This is a genomic window from Pseudoalteromonas sp. SG45-2, from assembly GCF_014164115.1.
Lineage (GTDB): Bacteria > Pseudomonadota > Gammaproteobacteria > Enterobacterales > Alteromonadaceae > Pseudoalteromonas > Pseudoalteromonas distincta.
Genome location: NZ_JACJEO010000023.1, coordinates 26,343 through 41,793 on the forward strand (window position 1 = coordinate 26,343; position 15,451 = coordinate 41,793).

Annotated in this window: 12 protein-coding genes; 5 read left to right on the forward strand and 7 right to left on the reverse strand. The window is 38.1% G+C overall.

The features are described 5' to 3' along the window. Positions 1-15 precede the first annotated feature (15 nt). Positions 16-417, reverse strand: coding sequence for a GNAT family N-acetyltransferase (locus H5116_RS16110; protein WP_024596205.1), 402 nt, complete (start codon positions 415-417; stop codon positions 16-18). A 14-nt stretch (positions 418-431) separates the two neighbouring features. Then, entirely contained in the window at positions 432-635 is a 204-nt protein-coding gene (locus H5116_RS16115; RefSeq protein WP_024596204.1) for a DUF3283 family protein, read from the reverse strand. A 119-nt stretch (positions 636-754) separates the two neighbouring features. On the opposite strand from H5116_RS16115, the gene H5116_RS16120 reads away from it, so the two are divergent. Then, positions 755-1,453 (forward strand): ABC transporter substrate-binding protein, encoded by a 699-nt coding sequence (locus H5116_RS16120; RefSeq protein WP_182196852.1) that lies wholly within the window; start codon positions 755-757, stop codon positions 1,451-1,453. Here H5116_RS16120 and H5116_RS16125 read toward each other — a convergent pair. Then, on the reverse strand, positions 1,450-1,695 hold the full coding sequence (locus H5116_RS16125; protein WP_008170756.1) for a DUF1289 domain-containing protein: 246 nt from the start codon (positions 1,693-1,695) through the stop codon (positions 1,450-1,452). The two genes, H5116_RS16120 and H5116_RS16125, sit on opposite strands and share 4 nt — an antisense overlap. 105 nt (positions 1,696-1,800) lie before the next feature. After that, positions 1,801-2,934, reverse strand: coding sequence for a 1-acyl-sn-glycerol-3-phosphate acyltransferase (locus H5116_RS16130; protein ID WP_154903727.1), 1,134 nt, complete (start codon positions 2,932-2,934; stop codon positions 1,801-1,803). A gap of 389 nt (positions 2,935-3,323) precedes the next feature. Between H5116_RS16130 and H5116_RS16135 the strand changes: the two genes are divergently transcribed. Together H5116_RS16135 and H5116_RS16140 are read left to right on the forward strand one after the other, a co-directional pair. After that, positions 3,324-4,268 carry a D-2-hydroxyacid dehydrogenase gene (locus H5116_RS16135; protein WP_182716617.1) on the forward strand — a complete coding sequence of 315 codons (945 nt, stop codon included), beginning with the start codon at positions 3,324-3,326 and terminating at the stop codon, positions 4,266-4,268. Positions 4,269-4,453: 185 nt separating this feature from the next. Beyond that, positions 4,454-4,834: a DUF3192 domain-containing protein gene (locus H5116_RS16140; protein ID WP_182716618.1), complete on the forward strand. Its 381-nt coding sequence runs from the start codon at positions 4,454-4,456 to the stop codon at positions 4,832-4,834. A 66-nt stretch (positions 4,835-4,900) separates the two neighbouring features. On the opposite strand, the gene H5116_RS16145 is transcribed toward H5116_RS16140, so the two are convergent. The 3 genes from H5116_RS16145 to H5116_RS16155 are packed head-to-tail and all read right to left on the reverse strand — an operon-like array spanning position 4,901 to position 11,042. Continuing rightward, complete coding sequence (locus tag H5116_RS16145) at positions 4,901-5,800, reverse strand: diguanylate cyclase (protein WP_024605076.1); 900 nt, start codon at positions 5,798-5,800, stop codon at positions 4,901-4,903. After that, the gene (locus H5116_RS16150; RefSeq protein ID WP_182716619.1) at positions 5,784-9,593 is read right to left on the reverse strand and encodes a PAS domain-containing hybrid sensor histidine kinase/response regulator; all 3,810 of its coding nucleotides are present in this window, start codon (positions 9,591-9,593) and stop codon (positions 5,784-5,786) included. The genes H5116_RS16145 and H5116_RS16150 overlap by 17 nt, the downstream gene beginning before the upstream one ends. A gap of 51 nt (positions 9,594-9,644) precedes the next feature. Continuing rightward, on the reverse strand, positions 9,645-11,042 hold the full coding sequence (locus tag H5116_RS16155) for a PhoH family protein (protein WP_182716620.1): 1,398 nt from the start codon (positions 11,040-11,042) through the stop codon (positions 9,645-9,647). A 305-nt stretch (positions 11,043-11,347) separates the two neighbouring features. Here H5116_RS16155 and rapA point away from each other — a divergent pair, with 305 nt between their 5' ends. Both rapA and H5116_RS16165 read left to right on the forward strand, forming a co-directional pair. Continuing rightward, complete coding sequence (gene rapA / locus H5116_RS16160; protein WP_024595181.1) at positions 11,348-14,242, forward strand: RNA polymerase-associated protein RapA; 2,895 nt, start codon at positions 11,348-11,350, stop codon at positions 14,240-14,242. Positions 14,243-14,568: 326 nt separating this feature from the next. Then, on the forward strand, positions 14,569-15,342 hold the full coding sequence (locus H5116_RS16165; RefSeq protein WP_024595182.1) for a YggN family protein: 774 nt from the start codon (positions 14,569-14,571) through the stop codon (positions 15,340-15,342). Positions 15,343-15,451: the final 109 nt, after the last annotated feature.

Consider the following 15,451-nt stretch of genomic DNA (forward strand, 5'->3'; position numbering starts at 1 on the left):
TATTATTATTTATTATTATGGGTACTCTAGAGCGACTATATTTCGATGTTTGTAAGTATCAAAAAGTACTTGTAAAGCAAGAGTATATGTTAACACCTGGTTAAAACCAATAGCACAATATAAATCAGCTACGTTTTCATATGCGAAGGTCTTTATCTCTCTATTTTGCGACTTTAAGAGTGTTGAAAGCAATTGTTTTGCAATCCCTTTACCGCGATGTTCCAGCGCAACAAACATGGTAGATAAAAATAAAAACTCTGTTTTATCTTGTAACCTACATGCTGCCACTATTTCATTATTATAGTAAGTAACCCATACCTTATCTTGTTTATTAGCACGCCCTCTTACGCTGTGCTTTTTGTAGAATTTATTCACAAGTGGGGTTTTTAGTTCATTTAACACTTCAACTTTATACATTTTTATATCGATATTTAGCTAAGCATTAGCGCTAAATACTGTTCAAATTTTTGTTTCAAAACCATTTGCTCTGCCACTGGGCGGCTGTGGATTGTGTTGTAAACTTGCTCTCTCGTTTTTTTATTACGCTTAATTTGATACGCCCAAAAAGACGCTTCATAATCTAACTGAATTTGATATTTTTCTTCACGTGGTAATAGGCATAAATTAAAACTCACAATACTTCCTCATTCGCTTTTAAGATTATTTGATTCCCCCTCTAAACTGGGCAAGAGGTAATCTCCTTGTTATTATACGCGTCTTATTTTATTTATTTCTGTAGTAATTGGAACTGATAATGAATAGACATTTTAGTATCTTGTTATTATTGGTAAATTTATTTTTTAGTGCCTCTTGTTTTAGTCATCAATACAACCTCACTTTTAATCGTCCGCAAAGTACACCTCAAGCTGATTATGCCCTCGAGCTATTAAAGTTAGCATACGCAGATATCGGTTTTAAAATACATATAATCGATTTTAGTCACCAAAATGCTTTGCTCGCTGCAAATAATGGCGTACTTGATGGGCAGTTAGGAAGAGATGCAAGCGTTGAAGAAAATTACGAAAACTTAATTAGAGTCGATTATGAGCTATTTAAGTTTGACTTAGTATTATATAAAAACTGTTTACCTAACAGTTTAGAACAGCTCGATAGCGTCGCAATCGTTGATGGCTACCCTGTGCAAGAACATTATTTAGCAAGCACGCAGTTTGCAGGGAATATTATTAAAGTTAAAAGCATGAATACCCAACTTAATTTGCTTGCTCAGAAAAAAGTACAGGGAGCTTTAATGATTAACTTTATAATGCAAAATAATGAGCTCCCGTCACCTCAAGGCTGTTTTGTAAAAGAAGTATTGAGTACTTATCCGCTTTATCATTATTTAAATAAACGTAATGAAAACTTAGTAGAAAAGCTTAAAATGTCATTAATTAACCTAACTAACAATGGCACTGTGTACGCACTAAGAGCTAAATATGGATTAAGCTTTTAAAAGTCGAACCCTTGCTGCTGCGCCTGCGTGCTTGGCACTGCATTTTGCTGCTTTTTTTGAAGGTAGCGCTTGTAGCGCTGCTGGCACAAACTAAGCACCTTCTTTTTTTGGTCGTTCGATAAGGTATTCCACGAAAAGCGCTCATCCCGACTACGATAACACCCTTTGCAATACCCTCTGTTGTTAACTAAGCAAATACTTTTGCAAGGACTTGGAATATCAAATATTTCAATTTGTTGCATGCATAAGTACCGCCCAGTTGAAGAGGAGGTATTAGTATAGCGTTATTTTTGAGCAAAAAAAAAGCAGCAATTTAATTGCTGCTTAGTTTTGTTGAGCTGGGATTATTAATACTCACAGCTATTGGTATTTATCTCTGTTTTACGGTGAAATGGCTTAGCGTACATGGCCAGCACTAACGGTTTTAACTCTTCTGGTACACAGGCTAAACGCTGTTCAAACGTCGCTGTATCTGGAGAGTCTATTACCGCCTCTTTACAGCCACCAGCAATGTAATTACCTGGGTGCAAATAAAACGAATCTACAATTTGCCTATCAATTGTTTTAGCAAGCTCTTCAGCACTATCACATTTAGATTCGATTGGCTGTCCAAATGCTAAATGCACATGCCCTTTAGCTGAACTAAAACCTTCAACAATACTGGCAATATCTTCACCCGCTGACTTAATATATTCACCATGATGCTGTTTATGATAAAGCTCTTTAGCCTTAGCAATTGCACACGGTTCATATTGATAAGAAATAGAAACAGGCACTATTTTTAACTCTTTAATATAATCGCCAAATTCTTTCTTTTGTTTACGTCCATTTAATTGCAACATTTTTAAAAGGGCAGGATCTGTTTGATCAAAACCGTCTTTTGCACGTCCTTCTTTTTGTGCAATCCAAATAGAATTTCCACCGATTAAAGAGTCATAGATATATGACGATAACTGGGTTAATGCTTTTAACATTTCTTTTGGTGCTTTAGCAGAGCGCTTAACAATGAAACTTTTATTTAAACGCATAAGCTCAGTAATGTAAGGTATTTGCAATAAATTATCGCCAATAGCAATACGCACTGTTTTCATTTTATGCTGATATAAACCCCAATTAACTAATGCAGGATCAAGCACTATGTCTCTGTGGTTTGAAATAAATAAATAGGCCTGATTAGCGTCTAACTGATCTAGCCCAGAAAAGGTAACTTTTGATGTGGTGCGCTTCACTAGTTTATCTAAGTATTGCGCCACTTCATTTTGCACATCTTCAACGGTGCTTACTTTGCCCCATTTTTTGCGTAACTGACTTCTTACCATTGGACGTGCAATAAAAGGCACTGCCGATAAAAAGCGCGGTAAATTATACTTTGCTATTACATCAATAAACGCATCATCGTTAATCAAACGTGTAAGCGACGCCGCAACTTCGTCGTCGTTGTATGGGCGTATATCTGCGTATTTATCTTCTAATTCACTCATTACTACATCTACAATGTTAAAAAACGGCACGCTAAAGCGCACCGTTTATGTCTATATCCGATTATAACTCAGCCAATCTAAAATGCGAAATAACCAAAAAAACGATTTTTTATTTTAGCAACTTGCTTTAAAGCCGAGTTTAATTACCTTCTATGACCACAGGCTTGCTTATAAGTGCAAAAAAACTGATCAGTCTAGCAAAATACCATGTTCTCAATCTGCTAGTGGGCAGACCACTACTACATAGCCCTCTAATCATTTGGTAGTAATAGCATTAACAAAGCCTTTCTTTCGTAGTACCTTAAGCCCATATTTTAGATTTTTGTTGGATCGTAAGCCTCTTTTTTACGATTTTAACTCTTTCAGATCCACTTATTTTAGGGCTCATAATGAACATTACTATTCTTGATAACGCAACGTTAGCTAAAACATCTCTTTCGTGTATAGAACAACTTGGTAAATTAACGACTTATGAACTTACCAACCCAGAGCAAGTTATTGAGCATTGCCAAGGCGCTGATGTATTAATCACTAATAAAGCAGTTTTGAATCGCGATACGATTAGTCAGCTAACACAGCTGAAATTAATTTGCGTAAGTGCAACCGGTACTAATAATGTTGATTTAGAAGCCGCTAAAAAATTTGGTATTGCCGTAACTAATGTAGCTGGCTACTCAACCCCTTCAGTTGTTCAACATACATTTTCTTTAATTACTAACTTACTGGGTAACACCCACCGCTATCAGGCGGATTGCCAGCAAGGCGCATGGCAAAAAAGTGAAATGTTTTGCATACTCGATTACAGCTTTAACGACTTGCAAGGTAAAACATTTGCCATTATAGGCGGCGGTACGCTAGGCAAAGGCGTTGCTAAAGTGGCTGAGGCATTTGGCGCTAATGTTATTGTTGCAGAGCGTAAAGGGGTTAAATGTCGCGATGGTCGTACGCCTTTTGAAGACGTCATTAAAACAGCCGATATAATCAGCGTACACTGCCCGCTTACAGATGAAACACGTGATTTAATCGCACTTAATGAGCTTAAAATGATGAAGCCAAGCGCTATAATTATTAATACAGCACGTGGTGGTATTATTAACGAAGCCGACTTAGCAACAGCGCTTAAGCAAAACCTAATTGCTGGAGCGGGTGTTGATGTACTAACTAAAGAACCTGCTGAAGCTTCAAATCCACTTGCTAATTACACAGGCAATAACTTATTACTTACTCCACATATTGCATGGGCAAGTACTGAATCTATTGTGCGTTTAATTAATGAAGTAAGTTTGAATATTGCGGCATTTACTAAAGGTGAATCACGCAACCGCTTGGTTTAATCATTTTATTGTAGTAATCAAATAAGCTAAAAAGTGGCTGTTTTTACTAATATATTTAATATTTTATTAGATAAAAACAGCTTAACTCACTTAACAAACTGATTCATAACAACTTATCAATATGGTCTACTCTTTGCTTTAATACAGTTAATAACCAATTAAAAATCTTATTAAGGTAAATAAAAATGAAAAAATCACTTTTAGTAGCCGCTTTAATCGCTCCATTTTTAACAGGCTGTGTTATTGCCGTGTCAGATGGCGAAGCTGAGACTCATTGGGCAGGGAAAAACTCATCAAGCTGGCAAGCACAGCATAAAAATAATCGTGAAGTTATATCGGAGCTAAAAATGGATAGCAGCTATCAGTCTGTTTTAACGCAATTAAAAACGCCTAATTTCACTGAGCTATTAAAAAAAGATGATGATGTATACCAAGTACTTTTTTATGTAACGCATAGCAAGCATTCAGATTCAAAAACAACAAAAGATGAATGTACGCCACTTGTATTTAAAAATGATAAGTTAGTGGGCATTGGTGACACCGCTTTAGGTATGATCACGCAGTAACCAATAAAAAATGTTTGATACAAAAACGCCAATATATGAATATTGGCGTTTTTGTATATTAAGTTTTTAGCGTGCGACTATTCTATCTCTCCCTGCATCTTTAGCGGCATATAAGCCTAAATCGGCCTCTTCTAATAATGCTTGCTCAGCATACACTTTACCACTTTGTGTAGTGGCAATACCTATACTTATAGTGATGTGGTCTGCATTTAATGAAGCTTTATGTTCTATATTCAAAGCATTTACAGCATTGCGTAATTTATTAGCAAACTCCATTGCCTCGTGCTTATCAATTCCTGGTAGCACAGCAGCAAATTCTTCTCCGCCATAACGAGCAATAAAGTCACTGCCACGTTCACATTGAGCTGCAAGTGCTTGCGCAACATTCTTTAAACACTCATCGCCAGCACGGTGTCCATAGCAATCGTTGTAACGTTTAAAGTGGTCTATATCCATAAGTAACACCGATAGCGGTGTTCCACTTCGCTTGCTGCGGCGCCATTCTCGAGATAAGTTTTCATCAAGGTAGCGTCTATTTGGTATTTCAGTTAAGCCATCTATCGAAGCTAGCATTTCTAGCAAATCATTTTTTTGCTTTATGAGGAGTTGGTTACGCACTCTAACGCGAACAATAGAAGGACTAAATGGCTTGGTTATGTAGTCCATTGCACCGAGCTCTAAGCCCTTTGCTTCATCATCATGGCTACGATTGGCTGATATAAATATAATAGGAATAGACTGAGTTATTGGGTTTTCTTTAAGCTCCACAAGTACTTGATAGCCGTCAATTCCAGGCATAATTACATCAAGGATTATTAAATCAACTTGCGCTGTTTTTACAAAGGTCAGTGCTTTTTCACCACTTTCAACTAAGAACACGTCGTGTTCTGCTTTAAGTGTTTTTTCAAGTACTAATCTGTTGATTGGATCATCATCCACAATAAGTACTTTAGCTCTTTTCGACATCCCTAACCCCTAGCCCTTTTATAAAAACAATTACCTGTTCTAGCTGTATGATAAGCTCTTGTAGTGTAATCTCAATAGGCTTATTAGTTGTTTTAAGCGTTCTTTCACACAATAAAGCACAATGTGATAATCGTCTAAAACCTAAATTACCTGCAACACCCTTGATACTATGCACTAAACGTACCAAATCATCCTTATTGGTTGTTTCTTCTAGTTGCGATAGCTGGGTTTCACACAAGCTAGCAAACTTATCAATCATCGTATTAAGTAGTTTTTCATCCATACTAAACTGCGTTAAAGCAAATGATTTTTCAAAAAAGCTTGGTTTAACTAAGTTTAAATCAGCAATTGCATCAATAAGTACTTTAGCAACAACCGGTTTAGTTAAATGTTTATTCATGCCGCACTTTAAAGAACGTTCTACATCAGCAGGTTCACAATGAGCCGTTAAAGCAAAAATAGGCAGTTGCTTTGCGTCAAACTGTTGACGAATCAAAGCGGTTGCTTGACAGCCATCTATTTTCGGCATTTGCACATCCATCAATATTAAGTCAGGCTTCAAAACTTGCAATAATTCCATACCAATTGATGCGCTTAAAGCCGTAACAACATTTACGTTTGCTTGGCGCAGAACACTGCTAATTATTTCTAAGTTAAGCTGATTATCATCAATTGCTAATACAAGTAGACCCGATATATCAGCTTTACTTTCAGTTGCACTGTGTACTGCGGCACTTGTATTAACTATAGGCTTTTGCTGAGAGTTCAAACTAAATAGCCTTTGCCCTAATGCCGATGCTTTAACGTGATGCGCAGCTAAGTGCTCGCTTGTCGGTAAATTAAGTGTGTGCTGATGATTAATAATAATTACCGATGTTTCTTTAGCTGATAACGAATCATTAATCGCTTCAACATTTAAAAGTGCAGGTAAGTCAGCTGCATCAATTATTATTTTTTGAGTATTAGAGAGCTTAATTGGGTATTTTAGTACCTCATCTAAATTAATATTAGCAAGTTCGTTATATGCATTTGTCACCTGCTTAAGCTCTTTACTTTGATCAGATAAAATAGCCAATGTATTAGTCGGTAACACTGTGTTTTTAGTGGTATCAACTAAAAAGCTAATACTGAAATAAAATTCGCTGCCGTGGCCTTTTTTACTCTTTAAAGCAATCTCCCCACCCATTAACGATACTGCATGTTTAACAATAGCTAAACCTAGCCCAACCCCTTGGTGTATTCGGGTTGAAGATTCATCACCTTGAGTAAAAGCATCGAATAAGCGACTTTGATCAGCTTCATCTATACCCATGCCAGTATCGATTACTTTAAAGCAAATATGCTGTTGCTCTAGGCTATCGCTTTCAATAAGTTCCATTTTTAAAGTAATGGAACCTGTTTTTGTAAACTTAACGGCATTAGTTAATAAGTTACCTAATATTTGCTGCAAACGTATACTGTCGCATATCAAATCAGGTGCTATTAGCGGGTCAATATCAATAACAAATTCAATACCTTTTCCTTCGCACAATGGAGCCGTTAAGCTTTCACAAATATCCACCAGCTCAACCATGCTAAAAGACGCTTGTTTTAAATCGGTTTGCGAACCTTCAATACGTGCAAAATCAAGCATTCTATTAAGCATTAATAACAAGCTTTGTGCTGCATGCTTAGCTTGATCTGTTTGTTGTAATTGCTTTTGCGTTAAGCCTTGCTCTATTAACATATCAAGCAACCCTAAAACAGCGTTCAAAGGGGTACGTATTTCATGGCTTAAATTGGCTATAAAGCGGCTTTTAGCTAGGCTTGCTCGTTCGGCATCTAGTTTTGATTTAGTTAATGCACTCACATCCTGAATGTGTATAACATAATAAGCTGGATCGCGGTTTTCATCCCAGACAAGCGATACACTTAGTTGCAACCAGCTTGTTAAGCCCCCTTGAGCAAGCGTTAAATGGTATACGCGTTTTTTGTCATCTAGCAATTGCGCTAAAGTGCTTTTTATTTGCTTCCATTGGGAGTCATCAAATAATGCTTTCAACTGCTCCCCAACTAGTACTGGCTGATCAGAAAACTGCTTTCTTGCTGCTTTATTTACTTGCAATATGGTGTGTTCAAGCGAGAGTAAAACCACGCAGTTAGCCGCAAATTCAATTGCACTTCTAAATTTAGATTCAGATGATTTTAAGGCCAATAATGTTTGTTGCTGCTCGGTAATATCGCGACCAATGCCCATGGTTCCTAACAGGTGTTGGTGCTCGTTATAAAAAGGTGCAATAGTAAGTTGATACGATTTTGTATCGGTTTCTATTCGCTGTTCAACACTATTTCTGTTTTGTAATACTTGTTTTTCAAGCGCATTTATTTGCTGATCATTGTCACCTAAATCATCTACATATTTACCAACTAATGCAGTTTGATCTTTACCGATATATGCCTCAAATGCTTTATTGCATCCTAAGAATGAACCATCAATATTTTTAAAGTAAATAAGGTCTGGCACACTGTTTAGCATAGTGTTGAGTAAAGCTAAGTGGCGCTCTTTCGCTTCGTAACTGCGGCTTAGTTTTTCTGATTGCAGCTGAACTTGGTCGTCCAGAGCTTTATTTGCACTTTGTAATGAATCAACTAACTGTTTGTTTTTAGTAAATACACGCTTCACTTTAGAAAACCAAGGTTGCCAGCTCAGTGGTACTTTGTAATTTAGCTGCTCTTCTTGTTGTGTCCCGTTACTCTCAAGGTATGACATTAAGTGAGTCATCGGCTTTATAAAAATGCGCTGACTTAACCAAAAAAACACGCCAAACATAATACTTAAAAATAGCGTTAAAAAAGTAAACTCTAGTAATATCTCATACTTAATTGAGCTTATTAATTGGGGTTTGTGCTCGTAAAATACTGCGTGAATAGGTAACTCATCCATAGGCTGCATAAAGTAATTACTATCACTAGTTAATACTGTTTTTTGACTCTGATGATCGGCCAAGTCTGGCCAATAATTTTTTAACGCAGTCGCTTGCTCTATTATCTGTTTAGAGCTGGCGATAATTTGATGCGATTGGTTCATAAAAACGTATTCACCACTGTTCGGTGACACCTTTTTTAACCATCCAGAAATTGCTTGAACATCATAAATTAAAATAATGTAATCGGCTGAGCCAGTGCTTCGTTGTCGACCAATAGCAAAATACGAATTGTCATTCACTTTAACAATAGGGCTTGAAGTAAGTTTGTTTTGCGCAAATTTTGGCTTAAATTTTCCATTTAAAATTTCAGTAAGCATAAAACTTTGGCTTTTGTTGTGCCTGCTTACATAAGCAAAACCATTATCATCAACATACGCTACAGCAGATAATGACTGCATTAACGCAAGCGTTGTATTAAACGAAGGCCCTAATGTAATAGCCTGCTGCCACTGCATTAATGCCTTAGCAGATAACGCAAACTCACCTTTACCTACAATTTCCGTACTTTGATCAATAAAATGACGATAATAGTAACCATCATATTGATTTATGCCTTCGAGCAAATCTTGATTTATTTTGGGATAAGTCACTTGCTCGTATAAGTTAAACATGGTGGTAAGTAGATTACTCACCGAGTCCATCCCGTGAGTAACCTGTGCTGAAACATTTGTAAAGTCAGCTTGGCGTTTTTCAACCGTCCGCTCAAGCTTTATATTATATAAGTGCAAGCACAGTAAAAAAACGACAATCAATGGCACTAACAGCGCAATAAATAATGAACGATAATAATGCTTCAGAGGTAAAAAATTCAATGTACTGCCTGCCATTTGGCTCGAAAATCAATCGATAGACTATCGAGCCAATTTGTTAAGCGCAAGTTATAAATTTTCTTCTGCAAACGACGCTAAGCGACTACGCACAACACCGTTGAGGTTTATTGTTGCGCTGCCTTCAAAGTTTTTAAAGCGCTCTACTATGTACGTCAAGCCCGATGTTACTGGCGTTAAATAGTTACTATCAATTTGCGCCAAGTTACCTGTACAAATTAATTTAGTACCTTCGCCGCAGCGAGTAATAATCGTTTTAAGCTGAGATGCCGTTAAATTTTGGCTCTCATCTAAAATTACCACTGCATTTTGAATGCTACGCCCGCGCATAAAGTTAACCGATTTAAACTGTACATTAGCCTTCTCCATTATGTAATTTCGACTCGATATTGGATTTTCGTCGCCTTTGTGCAATACCTCCAGCGTATCAGTGATAGCTGCAAGCCATGGCGCCATCTTTTCCTCCTCAGTGCCTGGTAAAAAGCCTATAGACTCTGCTATTTCTGGCGTATTACGGGTAACTATTACTTTATCGTAAATACCTTTTTCGATCACCATTTCAAGGGCGCTGGCAAGTGCTAACAAGGTTTTACCACACCCTGCTGGTCCTGTTAAAATAACAAGCTCAATACTTGTATCCAGTAGTGCATCTAATGCCATCCCTTGATAAATATTTTTGGGCTTAACGCCCCATGCTTGTTGATGCATTAAACGCTCAACACCAATATCTTTGAGCATTATGTGCTCGTCATCGTACGATTTAACACGCGCCGCAAACTGATCCCCTCCATCAAGTAAATATTCATTACAAAATACATCAGGGATTAAGTTTTTAGGCACATGATGAAACGTATCGCGTCCGTGTTGCTGCGTATTACACTCCCCTACATGATCCCAAAAATCACCTTCAATTTTTTTATAACCACTAGTGAGTAAGCTTATATCGTCAATAAGTTGGTCGGTGCGGTAATCCTCAACATATTTAAGTCCGGCGCCTTTGGCTTTTAAACGCATGTTTATGTCTTTTGTAACAAGTATTACTTTTGAATCACTGTGCTGCTTTTGTAAGTACACGGCGCAATTGATAATACGATGGTCGTTTTCGTTACCAGGCAAACCAGAAATAGAGTCGGCAAATAAATGGTCGTTTACAATAATGAGGGTACCTGCAGAGCTCGCTTTTGCCTTTTTGTTACTCGGCAGCGCCACGCCTTGTAGCATTTGTTCGGGCGTTGCATTTTTAAGAACTTCATCTAATCCACGAATAGCGACGCGCGCATCACGGCTTACGTCGTGTTTTCTGTCTTTTATATGGTCAAGCTCTTCAAGCACCGTCATCGGAATTACAACGTCATGCTCTTGAAAAGACAAATAAGCGAGTGGTTCGTGAAGTAGTACGTTGGTATCTAGCACATACATTTTACTTTCAAGGTTCGAAGCTTTTTCCATAGCACTTTCCTTACGTTTTATGATTTTTATGCTATACCAAAATAACTAAGTAAAACGGGCAAAACTTAAACCTGCAATACTTAATTGCTAAGGCATAATGTAAGTTTAGTCTATTTGTCATAAAAGTCCGTTTTATTACAAACTGTAATTAGTTTTGATTTACCTAAAAAAGAGTCATAAACAAGCTGTTTTAATAGTAATAATTAACACTTACAAAATTAATTAAAAGTGAGCCAAATAGCGCCTTGCAGTGGTGTTAGCTTACAGGTAACATAGCCGCCTTTTTCATCATAGACGAGACATACATGAATTTTTCCTTAGGTCAGCGTTGGATCAGTGATACAGAGTCAGATTTAGGATTAGGCACCGTTGTTGCCATTGAAGGCCGTCAGGTCAGCATATTATTTCCTGCCAGTGGTGAAAACCGTGTTTATTCTAGTGCAGAGGCACCTGTTACCCGTGTGGCATTTAATCCTGGCGATGTGATCAAAAGCGTTGAAGAATGGGAATTAGAAGTAGAGTCTATTGAAGTACAAGGCGAGTTACTTTGTTATCACGGCACCCGTGTTGATAATGGCGAAACGGCTAAACTTAAAGAAACCTTTTTAGATCATTTTATTAAGTTTAATAAACCACAAGATCGTTTATTTGCAGGCCAAGTCGATCGTTTTGATCGCTACACACTTCGCTACCAAACGTGGTTACATAAATTTGAACGTGAACAATCGCCTATTAAAGGCTTAATTGGTCAACGTGCTAATCTTATTCCGCACCAGCTTTATATTGCCCAAGAAGTGGGTAAACGTTTTGCCCCACGCGTACTTTTATCAGATGAAGTAGGCCTTGGTAAAACAATTGAAGCGGGCATGATACTACATCAACAAATTATTAGTGGCCGTGCAAGCCGCGTACTTATTGTTGTACCAGAAAATCTACAACACCAATGGTTAGTAGAAATGCTACGCCGCTTTAACTTACGTTTTTCTATTTTTGATGAAGAGCGCTGCGACGAAGCGTTTGCAGATTCTCCAAACGTATTTGATACAGAGCAACTAGTACTTACCAGCCTTGAGTTTTTAACCAAGAAAAAACGTTGGTTTGAACAAGCAACGCTTGCTGATTGGGACCTTTTAGTAATAGATGAAGCCCATCACCTAAGTATCAATAACGGCAAGCCAAGCTCAGAATACCAACGTATGGCAGAGCTTAGCCAAGATATTCCGGGCCTTATTTTGCTTACAGCAACGCCTGATCAACTTGGTCACAGCAGTCACTTTGCGCGTTTACAATTACTCGATCCGGATCGTTTTTACGACTACGACGTGTTTAAAGAAGAAGAAGCAAATTATAAAGACGTAGCGCAAGCTGCAAATCAATTACTGCAAGAGCAAGCTCTGGACGACGCAGCCAAAGCCACGCTAATTGAGCTATTAAAAGAAACCGACATTACTGATATTCTTGAAAAAGCACAGCAAGGTGATTTACCAGCGCGTAAAGAAATACTTAACATGCTACTCGATCGCCACGGCACAGGTCGTATATTATTTAGAAACAGCCGCAGCGGCATTGACGGCTACCCAAGCCGTAAATTACACGCCTACCCAATGGCATTACCAAAGCAGTATAAAACGGCTATGTCGGTTCTTGGTAACATGGGCGGCATTCAAAACCCTGAACTAAGTGCACACCGTGCTCTGTTTCCTGAAAAAATATTTCAAGAATTTGAAGGCGAAAGCGCAAGCTGGGGTTTATTCGATCCACGCGTAGATTGGTTAATCGACACCCTTAAAACACTTAAGCGCGAAAAAGTACTGCTTATATGTGCCAAAGCTGAAACAGCTATCAGCCTTGAGCAAATACTGCGTGAACGCGAAGCAATTAAAGCATCGGTATTCCACGAAGGTATGTCTATTATTGAGCGTGACCGCGCTGCTGCATTTTTTGCGGATGAGTACGATAATGCACAAATATTACTGTGTTCAGAAATTGGCTCAGAAGGTCGTAATTTCCAGTTCTCGCATCACTTAGTGTTGTTTGATTTACCACTGAACCCAGATTTACTAGAGCAACGTATTGGTCGACTAGACCGTATAGGCCAAACACAAGATGTGAACATTCATGTGCCATATTTTGAAAACACCGCTCAAGAAGTACTGCTACGTTGGTATAACGAAGGTCTAGATGCATTCGAATCTACATCAACAACGGGGCAAATGCTTTATAAAGAGTTCCGTGATGACTTACTTGAATATATTTCTGCGCATAACTGCGATGAAGACGAACTCGATCCATTACTTGAGCAAGTAGCACAACAAAATGCGGTACTGCGTAAAAAAATGGAAAGCGGACGAGATCGTTTACTAGAGCTACATTCATCGGGTCAAGGTGCTGCCGACTCGCTTGTGACTGATATCGAAAAACTCGATAACCAGTTTGAATTGCCAAGCTACATGATCAACGTGTTTGACACATTTGGCGTAAGCCAAGAAGATAAAGGCGAAAACACCATTATCTTAAAGCCAACGGAACATATGTTAAATGCATCGTTCCCATCGCTTAAAGAAGACGGTATGACGGTTACCTTTGATCGCGACACTGCACTTTCGCAAGAAGATGTACACTTTATCAGCTGGGATCACCCTATGGTGCAAGGCACCATGGATATGATTTGTGACGACGACTTTGGTAGCGCATCAGTAGCATTACTTAAAAACAAAAAGTTACCGCCTGGTACCTTTTTTGTTGAGCTTATTTTTGTTGCAGAAGCAATGGCACCAAAAGTATTACAAGTTGGTCGCTTTTTACCGCCTACACCAATTCGTATATTGCTCGATAAAGCAGGTAATAACCTAGGTGAAAACGTGGCATTTGAAGGCTTTAATCAGCAGTTATCAGCCGTAGGCCGCCAAACAGCAAGTAAGCTTGCCGGTGCATTGCAAAGCGCTGTTCACCCGATGATCACTACCGCTAAAGATATGGCACAAGAAAAACTTGAAGTTATTCGCGCAGCGTCACTTGCTAAAATGCAAACATCACTCAGTGAAGAGCAAGAGCGACTTGTTGCCCTGAAGCAAATTAATCCGAATATTCGCCAAGAAGAAATTACCTTCTACGATAAGCAACGTAACGACCTAACTACGTATATTGAAAAAACGCAGTTACAACTTGATGCAATTCGCTTAATAGTAGTTTCACACTAAATATTTAGTTTTTAGTCTTTTGAGCCGACTCCAGAGTAAATTTAGAGTCGGCTATTAAGCTTAATTGATATAAATAGCTGTACCTTTTTAAACTTCATTTAAAAACCACGTGTTCTTATTTTACTATGAGCCAATTCTACCCTCTCTAGCTATATATTAAGTCCTTTGTTGGACTGTTGATTTTGCCCAACATAACCGTATCTAAAAACTCAAGCTGCACTCTATACAACTATTCTGTGAGATAGTTGATAGGTTTATTTTCCCTTGCATAAAGTTGTTTTTTTGTTAACCTACTCGCCTTCCATTTTAGTCTTTTTGAGGTGTTTATGGCGTTTCTATCTCGTTCGATATTGGCGTTATCCATGGCGCTCTCAAGCACTAGTGTCTTTGCTCAAGCCCAATGCGATGTTGAATTACGTCATGGTTTAATTATTACTGACGATGCAATTCGCATATTAGATAAAGGCCAAACTCGTGTCCAAATTAATAACAATAACCAACTGTTTATTCGCGGTTATTGGGTTGATTTAAGCGATGACGAAAGCAAAGTACTCGAACAGTTTAGTAATGGTATTCGCCACACAGTCCCCGAATTAGTAAACCTTGCTACCGATGGTGTTAACTTAGGCTTAAGCGCTATTGAACACGTAGTTGAAGGTATGTCAGACAAAGAACCTGAAGTACTTAAAACACAATTGCAGTATGTAGAGCGCGCGCTAATGGATAAGTTTAAGCGCGGAGATGACTTCTTTTTTATAGCCCCTCAATCACTTTCGCAAATAGATGATTTTTTCACTAAAGAGATCAGCCAGCAAATTCACTCTGCTGTTCATGGATCGTTAGGTGCTATTTTGGTATCACTTGGAGATGCGTTTAAATCGCGTGAAGGTAATATAGAAGATCGCATTAACGACATGGGGCAACGCATGGATATTATCTCAAGAGAAATTGATAAATCGCTACAAAAAAAGGCGCATCAATTAGAGCTTAAGGCTTCTGAGTATTGCGAATGTTTAAATGCACTCGATGTAACCGAGTCTCGCTTACAGGCAATAGTACCTGGTATGGCCGATTACGATTTAGTGCAAATAAAATCTTAGAGTACGTATTCGTTTTTAGAATAAAATAACACCGAGTATAAATATACTCGGTGTTTTGCTTTATGATTGATTGAATGATTGATTAAAACTAAGCGCTTCTACTTTTTAT

Excerpts from the sequence above, each read along its gene's own strand:
- H5116_RS16145 (WP_024605076.1), bottom strand. The coding sequence starts at position 5,800 with ATGTCGAAAAGAGCTAAAGTACTTATTGTGGATGATGATCCAATCAAC.
- H5116_RS16155 (WP_182716620.1), bottom strand. The coding sequence starts at position 11,042 with ATGGAAAAAGCTTCGAACCTTGAAAGTAAAATGTATGTGCTAGATACC.
- H5116_RS16140 (WP_182716618.1), top strand. The coding sequence starts at position 4,454 with ATGAAAAAATCACTTTTAGTAGCCGCTTTAATCGCTCCATTTTTAACA.
- H5116_RS16120 (WP_182196852.1), top strand. The coding sequence starts at position 755 with ATGAATAGACATTTTAGTATCTTGTTATTATTGGTAAATTTATTTTTT.
- H5116_RS16110 (WP_024596205.1), bottom strand. The coding sequence starts at position 417 with ATGTATAAAGTTGAAGTGTTAAATGAACTAAAAACCCCACTTGTGAAT.
- rapA (WP_024595181.1), top strand. The coding sequence starts at position 11,348 with ATGAATTTTTCCTTAGGTCAGCGTTGGATCAGTGATACAGAGTCAGAT.
- H5116_RS16130 (WP_154903727.1), bottom strand. The coding sequence starts at position 2,934 with ATGAGTGAATTAGAAGATAAATACGCAGATATACGCCCATACAACGAC.
- H5116_RS16150 (WP_182716619.1), bottom strand. The coding sequence starts at position 9,593 with ATGGCAGGCAGTACATTGAATTTTTTACCTCTGAAGCATTATTATCGT.
- H5116_RS16125 (WP_008170756.1), bottom strand. The coding sequence starts at position 1,695 with ATGCAACAAATTGAAATATTTGATATTCCAAGTCCTTGCAAAAGTATT.
- H5116_RS16135 (WP_182716617.1), top strand. The coding sequence starts at position 3,324 with ATGAACATTACTATTCTTGATAACGCAACGTTAGCTAAAACATCTCTT.
- H5116_RS16165 (WP_024595182.1), top strand. The coding sequence starts at position 14,569 with ATGGCGTTTCTATCTCGTTCGATATTGGCGTTATCCATGGCGCTCTCA.